This is a genomic window from Phaeodactylibacter sp. (genome assembly GCF_022763345.1).
Taxonomy (GTDB): domain Bacteria; phylum Bacteroidota; class Bacteroidia; order Chitinophagales; family Saprospiraceae; genus Phaeodactylibacter.
The window spans coordinates 45,810-65,996 of the sequence record NZ_JALEGS010000013.1; the positions used below are offsets into that span (position 1 = coordinate 45,810).

Consider the following 20,187-nt stretch of genomic DNA (forward strand, 5'->3'; position numbering starts at 1 on the left):
CTGTTGCTGTTTAGCAGCAGTTACGCTTATGGACAACAAACAATTCAGGACAACATGAAACTGATCTATGTGTACGACGCCCTCTGCGGATGGTGCTACGGCTTTTCTCTGGTCATTACTGAGTTCCACCAAAACCATGAGGAGGAGCTGGATTTTGAAGTCCTCTCCGGAGGAATGATAACAGGTAGCCGGATTGGCCCTATCGGCGAGGTGGCCGGTTACATCAGCAAGGCATACAAAGATGTGGAACGCGCCACCGGCGTAACTTTTGGCCAAAGCTTTCTGGAAGATATCCTGGAGGAAGGGTCTGCCGTTTTCACGTCCATTCCGCCTGCGATAGCGCTTACAGTCTTCAAGCAACATCAGCCCGGGCAGGCTGTTGCCTTTGCAGCCCGCCTCCAAAAAGCCATTTATTATGATGGAATCGAACCGGTTGATTATGAAGCTTACGGGGAGTTGGCTGCTGAATTTGGGCTGGAGCCCAGCTCATTTGTTGCGGAGATGAAACAAAATGAAAACCTGCAGCGCGCCCGGGAAGAATTTCAGCGTGCTTCTGGTTTCGGGGTCACGGGCTTCCCAACGGTCCTGCTTCAGCACAACGGACAAACCACTGTACTCGCCCGGGGCTATATGCCGCTTCCCAGGTTGGAAGCCGCCTATCAGCAAGCGATAGAATAAGCGTTACAAGGCACGACCAGCAGGCATGCCCGAAAGGGCATGAGATGCGGCAATGGGGAAACTGCTCTTGCCAGAAAGCCTTACTGCCGCATCGCCTCCACCGGATCCATACGGGAAGCCTGTATAGCAGGGATCAGCCCTGAAGCAACACCGACCAGCACGGAGACCACCACGCCCAACACCATATTCCCAAAGGACAGGTACATATCAAAGTCGATAATATTGGAGAGCATCGTGATGATGGCGTAAATCAGCCCGAGTCCGGCCAGCCCGCCGATAAAGCAAAGGACCACGGACTCGATCAGGAATTCCAGCAGGATGACGATGCGTTTGGCGCCCAGGGCTTTTTTGACCCCTATCAGGTTGGTGCGCTCCTTGACGGAAACGAACATGATATTGGCTACACTGACGATGCCCACAAGCATGGCAAACAGGCCGATCACTATGCCCACCAGGTTGAGAATGCCGAAGAAGCTATCGAAGACACTGGAAATCATGGACAACTCGTTGAGCGCAAAGTCATCATCCGCACGGGGTGGCAGGCGGTGGTGGGCTCTGAGAATGCCTCTGATTTCGTCCTTCATTTGCTGCATGCTGACGCCTTCTGCTGCTTTGGCATTTACGGAAGTGTCGAAAATCTGCCGGGCTTTCAGGTTGGCCAGCCCACGGGCGTTGTTGTAGGAAACGAGCAGGCAGTCATCAAAGTCGAGTGGATTTAGCAGGGCATCTCCTGATTTTTCAATCACACCGATGACTTCATACTTACGCCCCATCATTTTGATGGTCCGCCCAATCGGGTCAATCTCGCCAAAGAGCTCCTCTGCTACTACTGCCCCTATGACCATTTTGTTGCTGCCGTAATGGTATTCGGCCGGAGAAAAGTAACGCCCTTTTTCGAAGTCAATTTGAAACATCTCCACAAACTCCAGGGAGGAGCCAATCAGGACGGCATTTTCAACTGTATTGGACTTAAACCTTACGCTTTTATAGCCAATCACCACATGGAAGGAAGCCAGGTCAACGGTTTTCGCTTTTTCGTTGATCACCTCGTAATCAGCGTGGTCCGGGTTGGGGCGCTTGATGTAATGCCACCAGGCACCGCTGACATCCGCCCAGGGCCACTTCTTCACGTACACTACATCGCTGCCCAGTTTGTCGAGGCTGCCCCGGATGTTGTCTTCCAGCGAATCCACTGCCGACAGTACGCCGATAATGCAAAAGATGCCGATGGAAATGCCTAGCAGGGAGAGGAGGCTCCGCAGGCGGTTGGAATAGAGCTGTTGCCAGGCTTGGGCAATGGCTTCGTAGATGATGCGCAGTACAATCATGGTGATGGCTTATCCTTTTATGGCGATGGCTTTTTTGTCAAAGGGGTTCAGCGCAACGCCTTCCACCTCTGCTTCGGCTTCCACGCGGAACTCAGAACCCACCGCATTGATGGCTTTGGCGGCTTTCGCTAACCCGCTGAACAACAAATTGCGCTTGCCAAAATCATCGATGCCCGAGGGGACGAGTTCAAAGGGCAGCTCAAACGGCAATTCGCGCACCTCACCGGGCAGCACTTCCAGCCGGTGGTCCAGCTGTACCTGCCCCAACTCGTATTCATCCACCAGCTTTTCCTTGCCACGCCCGCGGCTGTACCGCTCAATGAGGATGATACGGATGCGGCGGACAACCTGTGGGTTTAAGGATTGCAGGCGAACACGCCCCTGAAGCACACGGTCAGTCCCTTCCATTGTTTCAGGAAGGACCAGCTCCAGTTTGACGCCTTCAATACCCAACCATTTTTTGACTCGTCCGATCATGGTGTATTGCAAATCTGTTGTTTCGCATCAGCCAAGGTAGACTACCCCAGTCAAAGCGCCATGCTTTTTCTATCAAGGCAGGTGGAAATTATACCAATCGCGCGTGCCAGCTTTCACTTAGCGGCTTTAGCCAGCCTGCATCGAAAGCCGCCTTGGATTCAACCAGGGTATCAAAAACCAGGGTATGGTCATTGATTTGCCCTTCGGCATACCGGCGGGCAAACTCCTCCCGGCTGACGGTGTGCACGGCATCGCCATCCTGATAACTGAAATACATGCGGTCGAATAAATCCACCCCGTATTCCGCCTGCAGTTTCTTCAGAAAATGTACGGAGGAATCAATGGAGCAGCCACTGGCATCAGCCTGGCTTTCATCCACCATCAGGATCACAAACCGGTCGTGCAGCACATCGGCATCCGCCCTGAGCTGACGGTTGTGGCTCACCCATTGGCGGGCAAAGGCTTGCAGGTTTGATCTGATCTCCGGCACCGCGTCCGCCGGGAATGGCTTATTGGCCTGGTATACCCAGAGGCGGGTGGTATTGGAAAGGGTATCGGGAAGTGTCATTTTGCTTCAATTTTACCTCAAACATAATTAATGTGCGTCAATAATTAGGTATACAACTGAGGTGGGGCAGTTGGTTCATTTTCGTACCTTTAGAAAAAAGCATGAACGAAAAAATCAAAGCGCTCAGCGCTCCGGTTGGCACCACCCTTGACCGCTGGATTGACCTCAATCAGGATCAGTTCCCCTACGCTACCGGTGAGCTGTCCAGGCTGCTTCGGGATATCGGCCTTGCAGCAAAAATCCTGGGCCGGGAAATCAACCGGGCCGGCCTGGGCGACATTACCGGCATGGCGGGCTCCGAAAATGTGCAGGGCGAAGACCAGAAAATGCTGGATATCGTCGGGCATATCCGCTTTGTCAGGGCGCTGAAAATGGGCGGGCAGGTCTGCTGTATCGTTTCTGAGGAAAAGAAAGAACTGGTACTGACCGGGAAGAATGATGCCAAATACGTCATCGCGATGGACCCGTTGGATGGTTCTTCCAACATCGAGGTGAATGTCCCAATTGGGACCGTCTTTGGTATTTACCGACGGAAGACAGAGATCGGCACGCCACCAGAGGTGGCTAAAGATGCCCTGCAAAAGGGTGCAGAGCAGATTGCCGGAGGCTACGTCCTGTTCGGTTCGAGCACGATGCTGGTGTACACCACTGGCTATGGGGTCAACGGTTTCACCTACGATCCCTCTCTGGGTGAATTCTACCTGTCTCATCCGAAAATGCGCTTCCCGGCCGAAGGCAATATCTACTCGATCAACGAGAGCCATTATTTCAAATACGGGGAAGCGGTGCAGCACTACCTCAACCACTGCAAACGCGAAGGCTATACCGCCCGCTACATTGGCTCCCTGGTGGCCGACTTCCACCGCAGCCTGATCAAGGGCGGCATCTACCTCTACCCTGCTACGCCCGGTGTGTACCCGGAAGGCAAGCTTCGGCTGCTTTATGAGTGCAATCCGCTGGCGTTCATCGCCGAACAGGCTGGCGGGCTCGCCTACGGTAACGGTCAGCGCATTATGGAGATTGCTCCGGTGGATATGCATCAGCGTGTTCCGCTAATCATTGGCTCGGAGCGGATGGTGGAGGAGGCGATGCGTTTTTTAAAGTGAGGTTGTGTTAGATGATTTTTCTTATTTTAGGGGAAATATTCGTGCCTCAGTTCACTGTGCTGTTTAGCGAATGGAACTCTATCCTTTCATGAATTTGTTATCGTACAGATTAAAGTATTTAAGCTAAAAAAAATGCCTCATGACTATAGATCTAAGAGACAAAAAGTACCGGTTGATTGAGTACATCATGGCTATCGAGGACAAACAGACACTGGATAAAGTCGAGTATGCCATAAATAAGGCGTCAGATCAGAACTTCAAAAAACAGAAGGAACTTGAATCTGCTGTACGTTCAATACGCACTCAAGTTACTTTAGCAGATATTGATCAGGAACAGCCATACGAGCCTTTGAATTATGCGGCCTTTAAACAGTTGGCAGATCAAATTGGTATTGAAGGTGATATTGACGAGTTGTTAGCAGACATTGCTGATTAATGTTGCCCCTATGAAGTAGAGCGTGGATAGCCGTTCCACACAGGTAAAAAAAGGGAATGAAACTTGGATTCGAGTAAAAAAGAAGACAACTTTGTAAATACAAAGTGATTACAATTAAATCGTAGTTTATGGAAATCTCAATCATTCAAATCGGAAATTCCAAAGGGATTAGACTTGCAAAAACTATCTTAGAGAGATATGATATCACGGATAAGGTTGAGTTGATTTTCAAAGAAGGGTTTTTGATTTTGAAACCTGTCAAAAAGCCCCGGGATGGATGGGACGAAGCCTTCAAAAAAATGGCAGAGAGAGGAGACGATGAATTATTGATTGATGATGTTTTTGAAGATGAAAACTGGGAGCTATGAAAATATCGCAATATGAAATAGTCATAGTGAATTTAGATCCCACAATTGGTAGTGAGATTAAGAAAACCAGACCTTGTGTAGTCGTTTCACCGAATGAAATAAACGATTATTTAAGGACCATAATCATTGCTCCGATTACTTCAAAATCTAAAAATTATCCAACAAGGATTGAAATAAAAGTGAAAGGGAAGAAAAATTGGGTGGTCATTGAACAGATCAGGACAATAGATAAAAGACGAGTGTATAAAAAGGTCGGAAATTTGACGGATGCTGAGATTTCAGAAGTAAAAGAGGTGATTAAAGAAACATTTGTTGATTAAAAAAGACGCCTTTGCAGAACAAAGTGTATGCGCTCGCTCCCGTTGCTTAAACGCCCAAACCTTGCACACAAAGACCGTTAGAGCTCAACCTCCGGTGTTTTCAGAAATGAGTGATATAGATGCGGAACAACCTAGCATTTCGGCTTTCGTGGATGCGAATACTACTCAAAAGTACCACTGCCCGACCTCCTCCATTACCCCTCCATATTATTCAAAATCAACTCCGCCAAATCATAGACCATCACCTCTTCCTGCTTGTCTTTGGCTTTGATGCCATCGCCCATCATTGTCAGGCAGAAGGGGCAGTTGGCGGCTACGACTTTAGCACCGGTTTCCAGGGCTTCCTCGGCACGCTCGATGTTGATGCGCTTATTGCCGGGCTCGTCTTCCTTCCACATTTGGGCACCGCCGGCCCCACAGCATAGGCCGTTGGACTTGCAGCGCTTCATTTCGACCAGGTCGGCATCGAGGGTTTGCAGTACTTCGCGCGGGGCTTCGTATACGCCGTTCACGCGGCCCAAATAGCAGGAATCGTGGTAGGTGATGCGCTTGCCTTTGAATTCACCGCCTTCTTTCATTTTGATGCGGCCTTCATTGATGAGCTCCTGCAGCAATTGCGTGTGGTGGACCACCTCGTAGTTGCCGCCCAAAGCCGGGTACTCGTTCTTGATGGTATTGAAACAGTGGGGGCAGGCCGTCACCATTTTCTTTACATTGTACATGTTGAGTACCTCAATATTTTGCAGGGCCTGCATCTGAAAAAGGAACTCATTGCCGGCGCGGCGGGCGGGGTCACCGGTGCAACTTTCTTCGTTGCCCAGAATGGCGAAATCAACGCCAACGGCATTCAGGATTTTACAAAAGGCCACGGTGACTTTCTGCGCGCGGCTGTCAAAGCTGCCGGCACAGCCTACCCAAAACAAAATTTCCGGCTCCCGGCCTTCTGCGGCCATTTCTGCCATCGTTGGTATGCGGAGATTACTCATATCTTATTTGCTTTTCTTTCTTGCTGAATTACCCTTCTTTCATAGCTTCCTTCGCCCACTTGTCCCGGTCGTCGGGTATAGCCCAAGCGGAGCCACTGTTTTCCAAACTGTTGAACATCGGCAGCCAATCCTGAGGCCCTTGTGATAAGGTCAGGATTTCGTAGCGCCGCATCTTCAGGATAGGGTCGAGTGGATTGATTAGGACCGGGCAGGCCTCTACACAAGCATTGCAGGTCGTGCAGGCATGCAGTTCTTCCGGTGTGGTATAATCGAACAGCGTCTTGCCGTCGTCATAGTTATCTTTGCTGAGCGGCTGACTCTTGTCTTTGGCAAACTCATCGGAGCCTGTATCCAGATTGCGGCCAATTTCCTCTGCCCGGTCGCGGATGTCCATCATCACCTTACGTGGAGACAGTTTTTTGCCCGTGATGTTGGCCGGGCAAACCGCCGTGCAGCGGCCGCATTCCGTACAGCTGTAGGCATCCATGACGTTCTTCCAGCTCAATCCAAATACATCACTTGCACCAAACTCGGGCAGCTCTTCGCTCATGTCCGCTTCATCAAAAGCAGCCTCCGGGTCCATCATACTGCGGACCTCTTTGGTGATTTCATCCATATTGTCCATCTCGCCGCGGGGCTTCAGGCGGGCGTAGTAGGTATTGGGGAAAGCCAGCAGAATGTGCAGGTGCTTGGAGTACGGCAAGTAGTTGAGGAAGGTCAGCACCATCGCAAAGTGGAGCCACCACCCTACCCTTTCCAGGACAATCAGCGTGCCTTCGCTCATGCCGCCAAACAATGCCGGACCAAGCCAACTGCTTACGGCCAGTGTACCAGTGTCTTTGAAGTGCTCCGGGTCCATTTGCTGCAGCACCACATCCGTGCCATTCATGGTAAAAATGCCAATGAGCAGGATGATCTCAAAAATGAGGATGAGGTTACCATCCAGGCTCGGCCAGCCCTTCATTTCCGGCTTCTTGAAACGGGGCAGCTTCAGCAGGTTGCGGCGGGCCAAGAAGATAAAGGTGGCGAAGAAGGTCAGCAGGGACAGTACTTCAATAAAGCTGATAACAAAGGTGTAGAACCCGCCTAATTTGTCCGCAAAAAAGCGGTGCTCGCCGATGATGCCATCAATGAAGATTTCGATCAGCTCAACCTGAGTGATGACAAATGCGGCGTAAATAATGAAGTGCAGAACCGCCGGAATCCAGCGCTTAAACATCTTTCGCTGCCCGAACGCCACCAGCAGTACATTGCGCCAGCGCTCCCCCGTGTCACCGGTTACCGCTTCGTCCTGACCCAGCAGGATGTTGCGCCGGACTTTACCAAAAGCTTTTACAGCAACACCTATGGCGGCTGCGCTTATCAGAATGAAGGCGATCTGTTGTACCATATACTTATTATCTTTGCTCAGCGAATTTTCGCTAAAATAAGGTATCCCTGCGGAAATATAAGCCATATTTCCGGTTCTTTACTAAAAAGTGAGACGCAGTCGGGCAGATTGCGGCGTATTTCACTAATTTTGAGGGACGCACAGCGCGATAAAATGCCGACCACAATGAAGATACTCAACCACAGCCAGATTCAACAGAAAATTAAGCGCCTGGCCATAGAAATACTGGAAGACAATTACGAAGAACCGGAACTCATTCTGGCGGGCATCAATAATAATGGTATGGAGTTCGCGCAGATGTTGATGCAGGCTTTGCTCGACATTACCGATCAGCACATCACGCTCACCCGCATCCGGCTCAATCCTGCCGCTCCGCTTAAAGAGGGTATCAACCTGGAAATGCCTGCCTCAGAACTGGAGGGCAAAACCATCATTATTGTGGATGATGTGGCCAATACCGGGCGCACCATTTTTTACGCTACGCAGCCACTCATGAGCGTACTCCCCAAAAAGGTGGAGGTTGCCGTCCTGATTGACCGGACGCACAAGACTTTCCCGATAAGGGTGGACTATGTGGGCCTTTCTCTGGCTACCACGCTTATGGAAGATATTGACGTTCAAATCCGGGATGTGAGCGAGCAATCTGTATTTCTCAACTAGTGCTTTTTGCAGCTAAGGCAGTCTGTAGTTCAGGCATTTTCGCTTTCATTGCCGCATAGCCGACATCATGAATTTCCTGGTATTTATTTAAATGCAAAATGGTGTACTTGCGGATACCTTCCGGCTCCACCAGCAAATCGCAGAGGTCAATGCTGGGCTGGGTATTGGCTAAAATTGATAAATCGAAGCAGCGCTGAGCGATGCCGAAAACATTTTTCACCTCATTATTCTCTGCAATAAGCGTAGGCATGACATTAACACCCAACACAAATTCAGACTGATCGCGAATGGCCGCAACGGGCATATTCTCCAGCAATCCCCCATCCACATACTGCTGCCCATCAATTTCCACTGGCTGAAAAATGAGCGGGATGGCAGAGGAAGCGGCAACCACATCGAAAAGCGGCCCACTGTTCCTGATTTCACACGCACCGGTATTAAGATTGGCAATGGCAATATAGCAAGGCAGTTTGAGCGCCTCGAAGCTATCCTCGGCAATGGTTTCCCTTAGGCGCTCTTGCAGGTAGGTATGTTTGGTAAGCCCAGCGTAGGGCAGCCCCACTTTAAAAAACTTGAATAAGCTGGCCTGTTTGACCAATGCCAGTATTTCAACCGGCGATTTGCCGGATGCGTACAGCGCGGCTACGATAGCTCCGGCACTGGTACCAGAGAGGACATCCGGCTTGATGTCATGGTCTTCTAAAGCCTGAAGCACACCGATATGCGCAATACCGCGTGCCCCTCCTCCGGAAAGGGCGATTCCCAGTTGATATGGTTTTTCCATGTTGGAAGATTAACAAGGCGGGCCTGTTGCCAGGGCCCGCCTTGCAGGTTGTTTTTGATCTTTATCTAACCATTAGTGGCTCTGTCCAGATATGCTGTCCATTGCGGAACACAACGTTGTAGAGGCCCGCTGGCAGTTGGCTGAGGTTGAGCGTATGCGCACCATAAAGGTTGCGCAGTTGCTGCACGGGCTGCCCCAAAGCATTGAAGAGGGTAACCTGTTCAACATCTACTGTGGTTTCTACCACTACCGTACCTTTTGCAGGGTTCGGGAAGACCTTCACCTGCTGCCCAAGCTCCTGATCCACCGTATTATCGATAAACTGTACATCCTCCAGGTAGCGGGGAATGATCTGATAACCCTCATCAAACGGGCTGTCGGAGTCAAACTGACCACCGATGCCGGTAATCGAAAGCAATGCGTCGCCAGGATTGGCTGTTCCCGCCAAAGTCGTGTTGTTATCTATCCTCACCGTGAAGGTATTTGTTCCATCGGTTACTTCCACATTAAAGGAAGCGCCAGAGTCATCCCATGCAGCAGGGTCTACTAAGGTTACGCCCAACAGGGTAATCAGGCTGGACTCCGTCGTTTCATCAAGTGCAGATACATCGTTCGGATCAAGCAAGCTATTACCTGTACTCACCACCTCCAGCTCTTCCAATCCAATCTGCGTTAAGCCATTAAATTGTTCAATCGTACCCCGGACCACCAACTCATCGCCCTCAGTGACTGTATAACCAAAGTCTTCACTGGCACTGAAGACGCCGATGCCTTCGCCGGTTGCATCAATGAGGGTAAACTGCAGGCCATTGCCGCGCAGGTTGACACCATATACGATGCCCTGCAATTCACAGGCAACACCCAAAGAGTCGGCCACGCCATCATTATCTACAGTAGTCACCGTGCCTATGCTGTAGGGTGGGAAATCTGATCCTCCACTGCCCGAGTCATAAGGGTCAATATCCTCCATATAGCGCGGCAGCAACTGATAGCCCTCATCAAAAGGCGAGCTACTGTCAAACTGCCCGCCAATACCCGTCACATTGAAAGTGCCGGTTGGAGCGGGCAAATCGAAGAGGTCCACATCGTTATCAATACGCACGGTGATGGTGTTGGTACCATCCGTGACGTCTACGTTGAAGCCGGAGAAGCCGTCTCCCCATGCAGCGGGATCAACCAGTGTGACGTTTTCAATCGTGACGAGCTGAGACTCGGTTGCTTCACCAAGAGCGGTGATGATATCAGGGGTTTGCAGAGCACTCCCAGCCGAAATGAAGGTGACATTCTCCACTTCAATCTGTATCAAACCATTGAACTGATCGATCGCACCTTCCACCAGCACTTGATCACCTTCGGTGACCGTATAGCCAAAGTTTTGATTGCCGCTAAACACACCGATGCCATCCCCAGCCTCATCAATGATGGTAAACTGCAGGCCCTCCGGGCGGAGGTTTACCCCGTGCACCACACCACGCAGGGCGCAGGTCACACCAAGAGAATCTGCTGCGCCATCCGCATCAGTGGTGGTCACCGTACCAATGGGGTACTCCGGATAATCCACAGGGCAGAGCACATTCACCGTAACGGTTGCAGAGGAACAACCTTCCGCATCACAAATTTCATAATCGAAAGTCGCCTCGCCACAGAAACCGGCATCCGGAGCGTAGTCCACCTGATTGTCTGCGTTGAGCACCGCTGTACCATTGGTATTTGCACCAGTCGTCAGTTCCACAGAAGTCAGCGGGTTGGGGGTTTGGTCATTGGCCAGGATATCAATGGTGATACCGGTTTCAAAATCGGTAGTCACGACATCATTATTGGCGGAAATCATAGCTGTGCCACCGGGGTTGTAGGTGCCCACCGGTACAGGCACTGCCGCGCCAGCATTGGTTGCCTCATCGTCCAGTGCATCCGGGCCGCTGAAAGACCAGTTGCCGAGTACGAAGGTACTGCCGTCAGGCCCTGTCCCATTGACCCGGTAAGCCCAGCCATCCTGGTATTCCCATGCAGTACCGGTGCCATCCATATTGATCTCACCGAAGACGTCGATGACGTTGCCCTCAAAAAACAGCTCTATGGCATCGTCGCCATTAATATTAACAGAACCGCCTTCATCTGCAAAATCCGGGGCAAACCCGAAGAATTCCTGGAAGGCCATGTCGTCTCCACTCGTGAGGTACAGGTATTGCCCTTCGGAAGCGCTAACGGACGGGAAGGTATACTCTTCCCCATCCGAGCCACCACCGTTATTGGCAGAACCGACACCATAGGCACTCAGGTCGGCAATATCTGCAGTGGCGTAGACCTCAATGCCTTTCGGCAGGCCACCAGGCAGCGGGCCATCGTATACTGCGGTCAGGATAAGTGCGGGGTTGCCAGCAGGTGCGTTTTCCACCGTGACCGTACCCACCATGCCCAGCCCCGCATGCGGGTCACATTGATAGGTGTAAGTCCCGGGGATGGTAAAGACATATTGGTAAGTCCAGGCGCTGGAGCTGGCGTTGCCGTTACTAAAGCTTTCCGGGTTGTCCGGGTAGACGGATTGATCACCGTTTACGTTATGGAAACCGTTGAGGTTAGTCCAGGTAACGGTATCCCCTACGCTGATGGTCAGGTTTTCGGGGCTGTAAAAGTTGCTTTGCACATCAACGGCAAAGTTTTGTTGGGCCTGCACACACCAGGAAAGGACGGTGAGCAGCAGGGAAAGTGTTATCATTCTTTTCATAAATCGGAATTTTAGTTTTGACTGAGTGCAGAGCAAAAATAGGAGAAAAGGAGGCAAATGGCCGTAAGGTGATAAAAAACTTTGCGTTAAGTCTGTTTGAAATGTTTCGGTATAAAATTGTACTGTCCGGGGCTGAATTCAAGAAATACTGCGCAAAGCCTGCTATTATTAAAAAAATATTCTAAACCACAAGTTTACCTATCTGTTTTTGAGCCAGTTTGCCGACAAAAATTAACACGCCCTTAACATAAGGTGCTTAAATTAGCGGCGATTTTAGGAAATAACTCCTTATCAATCATCAAAAACGCTAGTTTTATGAGCTTTACAAACCTTATGCGAGCCCTTGGCGCTTTAGCGCTGGTGCTGGTCTTCAGCACTGCTTCTATGGCACAGGGTGTAACGACATCCGGCCTTCAGGGCCAGGTGACAGACCCATCCGGCGAGTCGCTGATCGGCGCAAATATTCTTGCGGTGCACCAGCCCTCCGGAACCACTTACGGTGCGGCAACCAATGTAAATGGTCTGTACCGTATTCCCAGTATGCGTGTAGGTGGCCCTTACCTGATCAAAATAACCTATACGGGTTATCAGGAATTGGTTAAGGAAAACGTCTACCTGTCTCTTGGTCAGACTTTCCAGTTTAATGCTGTACTACAGGAAACGGCTTATGAGATCGACGGCATCGAAGTGGTCGCCAACCGCAACGATATCTTCGACGGTAATGCAGATGGTCAGAGAACGGTAGTAGATGAGCGCCTGATCAACGATGTACCAACGATTTCCCGTTCTATCGCTGACTTTGCCCGTCTTAACCCATTGGCAAGCATTGACGAAGGTGGTGATGGTTTCTCTATCTCACTTGCTGGCCAAAATAACCGATTCAACACTATTTACTTTGATGGTGCGGTAAACAACGATGCATTCGGTTTGGCAGGCTCTGGTACAAATGGTGGCCAAACAGGTATCTCTCCTATTTCTCTTGATGCGATCGAGCAGTTTACAATCGCAGTAGCGCCTTTTGATATTCGTCAGTCTGGTTTTGCTGGTGGTGCGATCAACGCTGTGACTCGTTCTGGAACAAACGAATTAGAAGGTTCTGCTTACTACTTCATGCGTAACGAATCACTGGCAGGTGATATGCCTGGTGGTGAGGACCGCGGTGAGCTGGCCAACTTCTCGGCTCAGACCTACGGTTTCCGCCTCGGTGGACCAATCGTGAAGAACAAGCTCTTCTTCTTCGTGAACGCTGAATTGCAGCGCGATGAGACGCCGCAGCCTTTCAACGTAGATTCTTACAATGGAGACCTTACAGCACAAGGTATTGATAACCTGGCAGCTCGTTTCCAGGAAAGCTATGGCTATGACGTTGGCTCTTACGCTGACAACACTGCATTCCTGAATGGTGATTTCATCCTTGGTAAACTGGACTGGAACATCAATCAGAAGCACAAACTGAGCTTCCGCCACTCTTACCGTACTGCTGAGAACCTGGAGGCACGCCGCTCCGCCACTAACTCCATCGGCTTTATCAATGGTTCAGAGTACTTCCTCTCCACCGTTAACTCTTCTGCCCTTGAATTGAACTCTGTGTTCAACAACAGCTGGGCAAACAAGGTGACGGTAGGCGCAACCATCGTTCGCGATGACCGGGATCCTTTCGGCGAGCAGTTCCCTTCTGTTTTCCTTGAAGACGGATTTGGTGGCATCAACCTGGGTGCAGAGCGTTTCTCTACTGCAAACCGCCTGGATCAGGATGTGATCACCATCAACAACGACCTTACTTACTACAAAGGCAAGCACTCTGCCCTCTTCGGTGTTAACTTCGAATACTTCAATGCAGCCAACCTGTTCATTCGTGAGAACTACGGCTACTATGAGTGGCTCGATAATGACGACATGACCGGTGTTGATCAGTTCCTTGCAGGTATGCCTGCTACGGAGTTTTCTCGTTCTTTCTCTCAGGTAGATAATGTTGCAGGTGATGAATCTGATGCAATCGCTGCTTTCGAGCAAATGCTGCTTGGTTTCTATCTGCAAGATGAATATCAGGTAAACAGCCGCCTGAAGTTTACAGGTGGTCTTCGTGTAGATGTCCCAATCTGGCCAACTGATATTCCATTGAACTCGCAGTTCAACAACGAAACCATTCCTTTGATTGAAGCTCAGGGTTACGACCTGCGTGGCGCCCGCACTGGTTCCTTCATTGGTACGCAGCTGGCATTCGCTCCTCGCTTTAGCTTCAACTGGGACCCAACTGGCAAAAATGAAACGCAAGTACGTGGTGGTATCGGTATCTTTACTTCCCGTATTCCTCTGGTATGGCCAGGTGGTGCATTCAACAACTACGGTCTGAACATCGGTGGTGTTGAGCGCAATAATGTTGACTTTATCCCTGATATTCAGCGCCAGCCTGTTGGCTTCGAAGACGATGGTACTCCAATCCTGCAGGTGGATACGAACGATCCAGATCCTTCCGGACAAATTGACCTCTTTGCAGAAGACTTTAAGCTGCCACAGATTATGAAGATCAACCTCGCAGTTGACCAGAAACTGCCTTGGGGCCTTGTTGGTACGCTTGAAGGTATCTTCTCCCAGAATATCAACTACGTACGTTACCAGAACTTCCAGCTCAAGCCTTCTAACCGTAGCCTTACTGGTGCTGGCCCGGACAACCGTCCTCTGTTCAGCGGTGTTTCTGCTGGTTTCGGAGACGATGTAGTGGATCCTACTTACACTGGTATCTACCTTGCTAGCAATACGGACGAAGGCTACAGCTACAACTTCGTAGCCAGCCTTGCCAAGCCTTTCGACAGAGGCTTTAGCGGTATGCTTTCTTACTCTTACGGTGATGCCTTCTCCGCATTTGATGGCACTTCTTCTCAGAACAGCTCTCAGTGGCGTGGTTACTATAACCCACAGGGCCGTAACACGATCATTGATGCTCAGCGCTCTATCTTTGCGCCTGGTCACCGTGTAATCGGTCAGTTTGCCTATGAGCTGGACTACCCAATCGTAGGTGGCTTCGGTGGAAAGTCCAAGCTGTCTGTTAACCTAAATGGCCAGACTGGTGGCTACTTCTCTTACGTAATCAACTCTGCCAACTTCCGTTTTGTGGATGATGGTGGCTTCAACAACAACGAGTTGTTCTTCGTTCCGGAATCTATCGATCAAATTCCTTTGGTTGATCTGGAAGTTGATGGTGTAACCTACACAGCTCAGCAGCAGTGGGAACTGTTGGATGCCTACATTTCAGACAACGACGGGTTGAATGATTTCCGTGGCGACTATGTAGAGCGTAACACTGGTGTAATGCCTTTTGAATTCACTATGGACTTGCGTTTCCTACAGGACTTCTACGTAGAATTACCAAGTGGCAAGCGCAACACCCTTCAGCTGTCAGTGGATATCTTTAACTTCACTAACATGCTGAATCCGGAATGGGGTATTGTCCGCTTTACGCCTGGTTTCGATGCCTACAGCGTTGTTCAGCTTAACAACAACCTTGGCTTCCCTCCGGGTACCACTACCACTCCTGAGTATACGATCAATCCTGATCTTATCCAAGGTGAGGACCCTTGGGAAGGCAACCTGGATGACAGCGGCCTGCGTTCTTCCCGCTGGCAGATGCAAGTCGGCCTGCGCTACATTTTCAACTAAAAAGTATCTATAAACCTCTGAAGGTTCTAGATATAGCTTTCTAGTTGGCAACCTAAGCCAGTAGTTCGAAAATTCGAGCTACTGGCTTTTTTTGTTTAATGCTTTGAAACAAAACCCTAAACAAGCCCGTTAATAGCTTAACAAATGCACAAAAACCTAACCCAAACTCATGCGAACACTTTTAATCTGTGCGGGCTTTCTATTGCTCGCACCTGCCCTTTGGGGGCAAAAAATGTCGAACCCCTCGTTCGACCTATCTTCTGTTGCTTACGAGCAGCGTATTCCTTCCACTCCTGTTTCTTCAGTTAATAAATCATTAACCAGGCCTCTGATCAGTGCGCACAGAGGTGGGCGCTTTATTGCCGGCTACCCGGAAAATGCATTGGAGACGTTCCAGTTCATTACCAAACAAGCACCGGTGATTGTCGAGTGTGATGTGAATATGTCCGTCGACAGTATACTCTTCCTGCTCCACGACAATACACTGAACCGGACGACGACCGGCTGTGGACCGGCACAGGAGACGCTTTGGTCAGAAATACACCACCTTTTCCTAAAAGACGACTATGGCACCGTTACCCGTTACCACCCGCCCAGCCTGGAGGAGGTCCTGCATTGGGCAGGCAGAGGGCATCAGCTTACACTTGATGTGAAACGTGGTGTGCCTATTGAAAAAGTGGTGGAAACAGTGCGAAATATGGGCGCCATTGATTACGCCTCCGTCATCACTTATAATTATGAGGATGCGCTTCGGGCTTATCTGGAAGACCCCCGAATCAGAATCTCCGTTAATATCCGCAATGAGCTGGAGCTTAAGCGCTATACGGATGGCCCTTTTAATCATAAAAACCTTATGGCTTTTACCGGCCTTACGGAGCGCCCAGCCTCCTTTTACCGGCAGCTCAAAGATGCCGGTATCACAGTGATTGTCGGAACCATCGGCAACCTTGACCAAAGCGCTACTGCAAAAGGAGACCGGGTTTACCACCAACTCTTCAAAGCAGGAGCTGATATTCTGGCCACAGACCGTCCCCTGGCCGTACATAAAGCTTTCACGGACTGATCAATTTTGATTAAATTCATGAGGTTTGTACCGGTAGCCAAAGCTTCTATGGTTAAAACCTCATGAATTTCAACCTTGCTTATAGAAAGTTAACCAGCTCCACCTCAAATACAAGTATAGCGTATTCGGGTATGCCCTGTGCGACGGGTCGGCTCCTGCCATCGTTAATGCCATAAGCTAAATTAGAGGGCACAAAAAACTTAATCTTTCCTCCCCTCTTGATCAGCGGGATCGCAATACGCCAGCCATCAATCGTTCTTGAAAGATCAAATAATTCAGCATCCCCATCCTCCGTTTCATCGAACACCGTTCCATCAAGCAAACTACCCTTGTAATGCACCAATATCTGGGAATTAATCCTTGGAAATGAACTCCCCTCACCTTCCTCTTCAATAATGTAGTAAACGCCAAGCTCATGCCGCTCGGCATCTTCCATAAGGTTATTGGCCTCCAGGTAATCCACAATCGTAATTTCGTCCTCGTCCGAACGGTCTTCCTCCGGTACTCGTCCAAACTGCTGCCGCTCACAGCCTAATCCTAAAAGCACAGTACCAGTCAGCAACAGAAAGAATAGCTTTTTCATAGCTTGTATATTTGAGTTATTCGAGATTTGCCATGTTTCCAAGCGCAAAAAAAGGAAAAAAACACGAACTCTGCGCCTGGACAAGCTAAAAACAACGTCCGCAACGTTACCTTAACTACTAACGTATAACGCCTTTATGTTCATTTTCGCGCCTTCATATACGGTAAGTTCTTATATTACGCCAAACAGACGCAACCATGAATGACAATTTTTGTGTATTCCTTGATGCGGGGCACGGGGGTGTGACACCCTCAGGGCAATACACCACAGCACCGGGCAAACAGTTTCAGCATCAGCAGGGCCAGTTTCACAACGGCTCCTGGTTTTATGAAGGGGTATGGAACCGGACTTTGGTCGCCCGGGTCATTCAGAAACTTGATGTACTGGGCATTCGTTATCTGCCTGTTTACCACGAATATGTAGACTTCCCCCTACAGTACCGTGTTGATCAGGCCAACTGGTACTACCGAAATTACCGGCGGGGCATTTTCCTGTCTACCCATGCCAATGCATCCGGGGTTGGCGCACGGGGGTATGAAATTTACACCTCCCCCGGCATCACCGCTTCTGACCGTATTGCTGATACCCACTGGGGGCATGTCCGAGACCTACTGGGGGACCGCATCACGATGCGCACGGACCGGTCTGATGGAGATTACGACAAGGAAGCCCGGTTCTATGTCCTGACCCGGACGGTAATGCCCGCGGTCTTAATTGAACACCTGTTTTTTGATAATTTTCAGGATGCCCAACTCCTCATGGACCCTGAAATTGTGGACCGTTTTGCCGAAGCGCAGGTACGGACCATCATTGAATATATCAACAGTCTGTAGCCCACGCCAACCGCAATCCAAAATTTCGTATGGTCTTCCCATAACTTCTTTGTACTTTTGAATCTTATCGCTGTGGTAACAACCTGGCGGTAAACGAAGAAGACAAAGAACATAATCCTATGAAACTTAAGCTTTTACTCCCCGCTCTGAGCTTATGCCTGTTGCAATGGTTCAGTACGGATGCTCAATCCGGCCCAACAACCAACGCCACGGTTCAGCTCTCGCCGCCGAACGTAGAGCAATTGATCCGCGAAGATGAGTCTAAAGGGCTGCACAGCCGGGTTGCCGCTCCCCTAACTGCTGATATTGGGCTCAATATTGCCGGAACCTGGAAAATCCATTCCGATGGCAGCGCTACCTGGACCTGCACCGTTCACGTACCTGGCGCCTTAGGGCTTGGTTTGATCTACGATTCCTTTTACCTGCCACCTGGCAGTACCCTTGAGCTATCAAGCCCGGAAGAAACGCAAAAAGCCATCTATACTTTTCAGGACAATCAGCCCGGCGGGCAATTTTTCTCCGGCTTCACCAAAGGGGCCACAGCCCAACTTACTTACCGGGAGCCCGCTCATGCCCGTCAGCAAGGCCGCCTTCACATCCGCCGCGTAGACTACGGCTACCGCGAAAGCCCGAACCGTAGCGTGCTCAATTTTGGTTTTGGGACAAGTCTGGCCTGTCACCCCAATGCCAATTGTGATGCCGGGGACGGCTTCCGGGATATTCAGCGCAGCGTTTGCCGGATTGTGATGGTACTGGAAGAAGGCACCGGTTATTGCAGCGGCACCCTGATCAACAATACCGCAGAAGACGAAACACCTTATATCCTAAGTGCCTATCATTGTGATGAAGGCTATACCCCCCTCTATGACCTGTGGCGATTCGACTTCAATTATGAGGGTGAAAACTGTGGCAACCCGGCTACAGAACCTGCCTTCCAATCTCTAATGGGTTGTCAGCGCCGGGCGAGCCGCAGGGAAAGCGACTTCGTTTTGTTTGAACTCAACAACGCCATTCCTCCGGGTTTTGAAGCTTACTTCGCAGGCTGGGACCGCAGGCCTAACGCGCCGGATGCAGGTGTCATGTTTCACCACCCAAGTGGAGATATCAAAAAAGTTTCTGCTTACGATCAGGCACAGATACACCCCAGCAGCATCAACTGGCAGGCAGGCGCTACTCCCCCCAACCATCATTTTAATGTGGACTTTAGCCTGGGTACCTTTGAGCTGGGCTCTTCAGGAAGTGGTTTGTTTGATGGCACTGGCAAGATCAGAGGGCAATTACACGGTGGATTTAATGGCTGTGATGACACGAATGCCTTCTACGGTCGTTTCACGCTTTCCTGGGATGAGGGCAATGCGCCCGATTCCCGTCTAATGGACTGGCTGGACCCTGCCGGAACCAATGCCGATACCCTCGGCGGGCTTGATGCCGCGCCCCCAGCTATGGTAAGTATCGGCGGGATCGTTACAAACGAAGATGGCATTCCGGTTGCCAACACCACCGTTTACCTCTCGGGCCCGGTCAATGATACCGTTACCACAGGTGCCGATGGGTTGTATACTTTTTTTGATGTCCCTACTGGCAGCGTAGTTGGCCTGCATGCCTCCAAGGACGATGATATTCAGGAAGGGATTTCCAATCTAGACCTTATCCGTATTGGGCAGCACAACCTGGGCTTGCTCAGCCTCGATAGCCCCTACAAGGAAATTGCCGCTGATGTCAACAATTCCCAGTCTATCTCCGTATTGGATCAAATTGCGATTCGAAAAGCTATCCTTGGTATCAACATAGACTATGATGCTGTGGATATTTGGCGTTTTGTACCCGCCGCCTGGCCATTGAGCGGCCCCAATGATCCGATGGCAGCCCCTCTGCCCGGCGTTTTCATGATCAGTAACATTACCGGGAATATTCCGGATTTCGACTTTATAGGCATAAAATCGGGGGATGTCAACAATAGTGCGGACCCGGGAAATTGATCAGGGCTATATGTAGGTTTTGCCATTTTGCAAGCCCTGTTCTCTCGATGACTTCAATTCAAAAAAAAGCCAGTGGATGCGGTTTCACTGGCTTTTTGGTTTTTCACGGCTAATCTTAACGAGCCGGGTATCAATCGTCATCAGGTTCATATACTGACGATTAAGTGGTTTGCCATAGCAAACCTACTCAATGTCAGATGCTATGTTTAGCATCTGAGCAAGTTCTTTGAAAATTTCATAGATTAG

18 protein-coding genes are annotated in these 20,187 nt (G+C 50.1%); 10 read left to right on the forward strand and 8 right to left on the reverse strand.

What is annotated here, in order from left to right; translation table 11 throughout:
- The first annotated feature begins 54 nt into the window (after window positions 1-54).
- Entirely contained in the window at window positions 55-678 is a 624-nt protein-coding gene (locus tag MRY86_RS03145) for a DsbA family protein (RefSeq protein WP_293568665.1), read from the forward strand.
- 80 nt (window positions 679-758) lie between these two features.
- Here MRY86_RS03145 and MRY86_RS03150 read toward each other — a convergent pair whose 3' ends face one another.
- The 3 genes from MRY86_RS03150 to MRY86_RS03160 all read right to left on the reverse strand — a co-directional run bounded on the left by MRY86_RS03150 (window position 759) and on the right by MRY86_RS03160 (window position 3,051).
- Window positions 759-2,006, reverse strand: a complete 1,248-nt coding sequence (locus MRY86_RS03150; RefSeq protein ID WP_293568666.1) for an ABC transporter permease — start codon at window positions 2,004-2,006, stop codon at window positions 759-761.
- A gap of 9 nt (window positions 2,007-2,015) precedes the next feature.
- Window positions 2,016-2,483 carry a sporulation protein gene (locus MRY86_RS03155; RefSeq protein WP_293568668.1) on the reverse strand — a complete coding sequence of 156 codons (468 nt, stop codon included), beginning with the start codon at window positions 2,481-2,483 and terminating at the stop codon, window positions 2,016-2,018.
- 88 nt (window positions 2,484-2,571) lie between these two features.
- Window positions 2,572-3,051 (reverse strand): hypothetical protein, encoded by a 480-nt coding sequence (locus tag MRY86_RS03160; RefSeq protein ID WP_293571007.1) that lies wholly within the window; start codon window positions 3,049-3,051, stop codon window positions 2,572-2,574.
- Between the two features lie 101 nt (window positions 3,052-3,152).
- Here MRY86_RS03160 and fbp point away from each other — a divergent pair, with 101 nt between their 5' ends.
- The 4 genes from fbp to MRY86_RS03180 all read left to right on the forward strand — a co-directional run bounded on the left by fbp (window position 3,153) and on the right by MRY86_RS03180 (window position 5,281).
- The gene (fbp, locus tag MRY86_RS03165) at window positions 3,153-4,157 is read left to right on the forward strand and encodes a class 1 fructose-bisphosphatase (protein WP_293568754.1); all 1,005 of its coding nucleotides are present in this window, start codon (window positions 3,153-3,155) and stop codon (window positions 4,155-4,157) included.
- A gap of 139 nt (window positions 4,158-4,296) precedes the next feature.
- Entirely contained in the window at window positions 4,297-4,593 is a 297-nt protein-coding gene (locus tag MRY86_RS03170) for a hypothetical protein (RefSeq protein ID WP_293568756.1), read from the forward strand.
- Between the two features lie 128 nt (window positions 4,594-4,721).
- Window positions 4,722-4,961: an AbrB/MazE/SpoVT family DNA-binding domain-containing protein gene (locus MRY86_RS03175; protein ID WP_293568758.1), complete on the forward strand. Its 240-nt coding sequence runs from the start codon at window positions 4,722-4,724 to the stop codon at window positions 4,959-4,961.
- Window positions 4,958-5,281 (forward strand): type II toxin-antitoxin system PemK/MazF family toxin, encoded by a 324-nt coding sequence (locus tag MRY86_RS03180; RefSeq protein WP_293568760.1) that lies wholly within the window; start codon window positions 4,958-4,960, stop codon window positions 5,279-5,281. Before MRY86_RS03175 ends, MRY86_RS03180 begins: the two co-directional genes overlap by 4 nt.
- 194 nt (window positions 5,282-5,475) lie before the next feature.
- Here the strand turns inward: MRY86_RS03180 and MRY86_RS03185 are convergent, their stop codons facing one another.
- A complete protein-coding gene (locus MRY86_RS03185) occupies window positions 5,476-6,267 on the reverse strand; it encodes a (Fe-S)-binding protein (protein ID WP_293568762.1) in 792 nt (263 codons plus the stop codon).
- Window positions 6,268-6,295: 28 nt separating this feature from the next.
- Window positions 6,296-7,657 (reverse strand): (Fe-S)-binding protein, encoded by a 1,362-nt coding sequence (locus MRY86_RS03190; RefSeq protein ID WP_293568764.1) that lies wholly within the window; start codon window positions 7,655-7,657, stop codon window positions 6,296-6,298.
- A 165-nt stretch (window positions 7,658-7,822) separates the two neighbouring features.
- Here MRY86_RS03190 and MRY86_RS03195 point away from each other — a divergent pair, with 165 nt between their 5' ends.
- Window positions 7,823-8,317 (forward strand): phosphoribosyltransferase family protein, encoded by a 495-nt coding sequence (locus tag MRY86_RS03195; protein WP_044227124.1) that lies wholly within the window; start codon window positions 7,823-7,825, stop codon window positions 8,315-8,317.
- Here the strand turns inward: MRY86_RS03195 and MRY86_RS03200 are convergent.
- Both MRY86_RS03200 and MRY86_RS03205 read right to left on the reverse strand, forming a co-directional pair.
- Window positions 8,310-9,101: a patatin-like phospholipase family protein gene (locus MRY86_RS03200; RefSeq protein ID WP_293568767.1), complete on the reverse strand. Its 792-nt coding sequence runs from the start codon at window positions 9,099-9,101 to the stop codon at window positions 8,310-8,312. The two genes, MRY86_RS03195 and MRY86_RS03200, sit on opposite strands and share 8 nt — an antisense overlap.
- A gap of 61 nt (window positions 9,102-9,162) precedes the next feature.
- Window positions 9,163-11,826, reverse strand: coding sequence for a plastocyanin/azurin family copper-binding protein (locus tag MRY86_RS03205; protein WP_293568769.1), 2,664 nt, complete (start codon window positions 11,824-11,826; stop codon window positions 9,163-9,165).
- Between the two features lie 315 nt (window positions 11,827-12,141).
- On the opposite strand from MRY86_RS03205, the gene MRY86_RS03210 reads away from it, so the two are divergent.
- Together MRY86_RS03210 and MRY86_RS03215 are read left to right on the forward strand one after the other, a co-directional pair.
- Window positions 12,142-15,483, forward strand: coding sequence for a carboxypeptidase regulatory-like domain-containing protein (locus MRY86_RS03210; protein WP_293568771.1), 3,342 nt, complete (start codon window positions 12,142-12,144; stop codon window positions 15,481-15,483).
- Between the two features lie 169 nt (window positions 15,484-15,652).
- Window positions 15,653-16,546, forward strand: coding sequence for a glycerophosphodiester phosphodiesterase family protein (locus MRY86_RS03215; protein ID WP_293568773.1), 894 nt, complete (start codon window positions 15,653-15,655; stop codon window positions 16,544-16,546).
- 79 nt (window positions 16,547-16,625) lie between these two features.
- Here the strand turns inward: MRY86_RS03215 and MRY86_RS03220 are convergent, their stop codons facing one another.
- Window positions 16,626-17,129 carry an FKBP-type peptidyl-prolyl cis-trans isomerase gene (locus MRY86_RS03220; RefSeq protein WP_293568775.1) on the reverse strand — a complete coding sequence of 168 codons (504 nt, stop codon included), beginning with the start codon at window positions 17,127-17,129 and terminating at the stop codon, window positions 16,626-16,628.
- A 197-nt stretch (window positions 17,130-17,326) separates the two neighbouring features.
- Between MRY86_RS03220 and MRY86_RS03225 the strand changes: the two genes are divergently transcribed.
- On the forward strand, window positions 17,327-17,962 hold the full coding sequence (locus MRY86_RS03225; protein ID WP_293568777.1) for an N-acetylmuramoyl-L-alanine amidase: 636 nt from the start codon (window positions 17,327-17,329) through the stop codon (window positions 17,960-17,962).
- 119 nt (window positions 17,963-18,081) lie between these two features.
- Window positions 18,082-19,941, forward strand: a complete 1,860-nt coding sequence (locus tag MRY86_RS03230) for a hypothetical protein (RefSeq protein ID WP_293571008.1) — start codon at window positions 18,082-18,084, stop codon at window positions 19,939-19,941.
- Window positions 19,942-20,187 lie beyond the last annotated feature (246 nt).

Bases quoted from the DNA above. Each gene is read 5' to 3' on its own strand.
- MRY86_RS03210 (WP_293568771.1), top strand. From the start codon at position 12,142: ATGAGCTTTACAAACCTTATGCGAGCCCTTGGCGCTTTAGCGCTGGTG.
- MRY86_RS03150 (WP_293568666.1), bottom strand. From the start codon at position 2,006: ATGATTGTACTGCGCATCATCTACGAAGCCATTGCCCAAGCCTGGCAA.
- MRY86_RS03205 (WP_293568769.1), bottom strand. From the start codon at position 11,826: ATGAAAAGAATGATAACACTTTCCCTGCTGCTCACCGTCCTTTCCTGG.
- MRY86_RS03230 (WP_293571008.1), top strand. From the start codon at position 18,082: ATGAAACTTAAGCTTTTACTCCCCGCTCTGAGCTTATGCCTGTTGCAA.
- MRY86_RS03170 (WP_293568756.1), top strand. From the start codon at position 4,297: ATGACTATAGATCTAAGAGACAAAAAGTACCGGTTGATTGAGTACATC.
- MRY86_RS03145 (WP_293568665.1), top strand. From the start codon at position 55: ATGAAACTGATCTATGTGTACGACGCCCTCTGCGGATGGTGCTACGGC.
- MRY86_RS03220 (WP_293568775.1), bottom strand. From the start codon at position 17,129: ATGAAAAAGCTATTCTTTCTGTTGCTGACTGGTACTGTGCTTTTAGGA.
- MRY86_RS03180 (WP_293568760.1), top strand. From the start codon at position 4,958: ATGAAAATATCGCAATATGAAATAGTCATAGTGAATTTAGATCCCACA.
- MRY86_RS03155 (WP_293568668.1), bottom strand. From the start codon at position 2,483: ATGATCGGACGAGTCAAAAAATGGTTGGGTATTGAAGGCGTCAAACTG.
- MRY86_RS03175 (WP_293568758.1), top strand. From the start codon at position 4,722: ATGGAAATCTCAATCATTCAAATCGGAAATTCCAAAGGGATTAGACTT.
- fbp (WP_293568754.1), top strand. From the start codon at position 3,153: ATGAACGAAAAAATCAAAGCGCTCAGCGCTCCGGTTGGCACCACCCTT.
- MRY86_RS03225 (WP_293568777.1), top strand. From the start codon at position 17,327: ATGAATGACAATTTTTGTGTATTCCTTGATGCGGGGCACGGGGGTGTG.
- MRY86_RS03160 (WP_293571007.1), bottom strand. From the start codon at position 3,051: ATGACACTTCCCGATACCCTTTCCAATACCACCCGCCTCTGGGTATAC.
- MRY86_RS03200 (WP_293568767.1), bottom strand. From the start codon at position 9,101: ATGGAAAAACCATATCAACTGGGAATCGCCCTTTCCGGAGGAGGGGCA.
- MRY86_RS03190 (WP_293568764.1), bottom strand. From the start codon at position 7,657: ATGGTACAACAGATCGCCTTCATTCTGATAAGCGCAGCCGCCATAGGT.
- MRY86_RS03195 (WP_044227124.1), top strand. From the start codon at position 7,823: ATGAAGATACTCAACCACAGCCAGATTCAACAGAAAATTAAGCGCCTG.
- MRY86_RS03215 (WP_293568773.1), top strand. From the start codon at position 15,653: ATGCGAACACTTTTAATCTGTGCGGGCTTTCTATTGCTCGCACCTGCC.
- MRY86_RS03185 (WP_293568762.1), bottom strand. From the start codon at position 6,267: ATGAGTAATCTCCGCATACCAACGATGGCAGAAATGGCCGCAGAAGGC.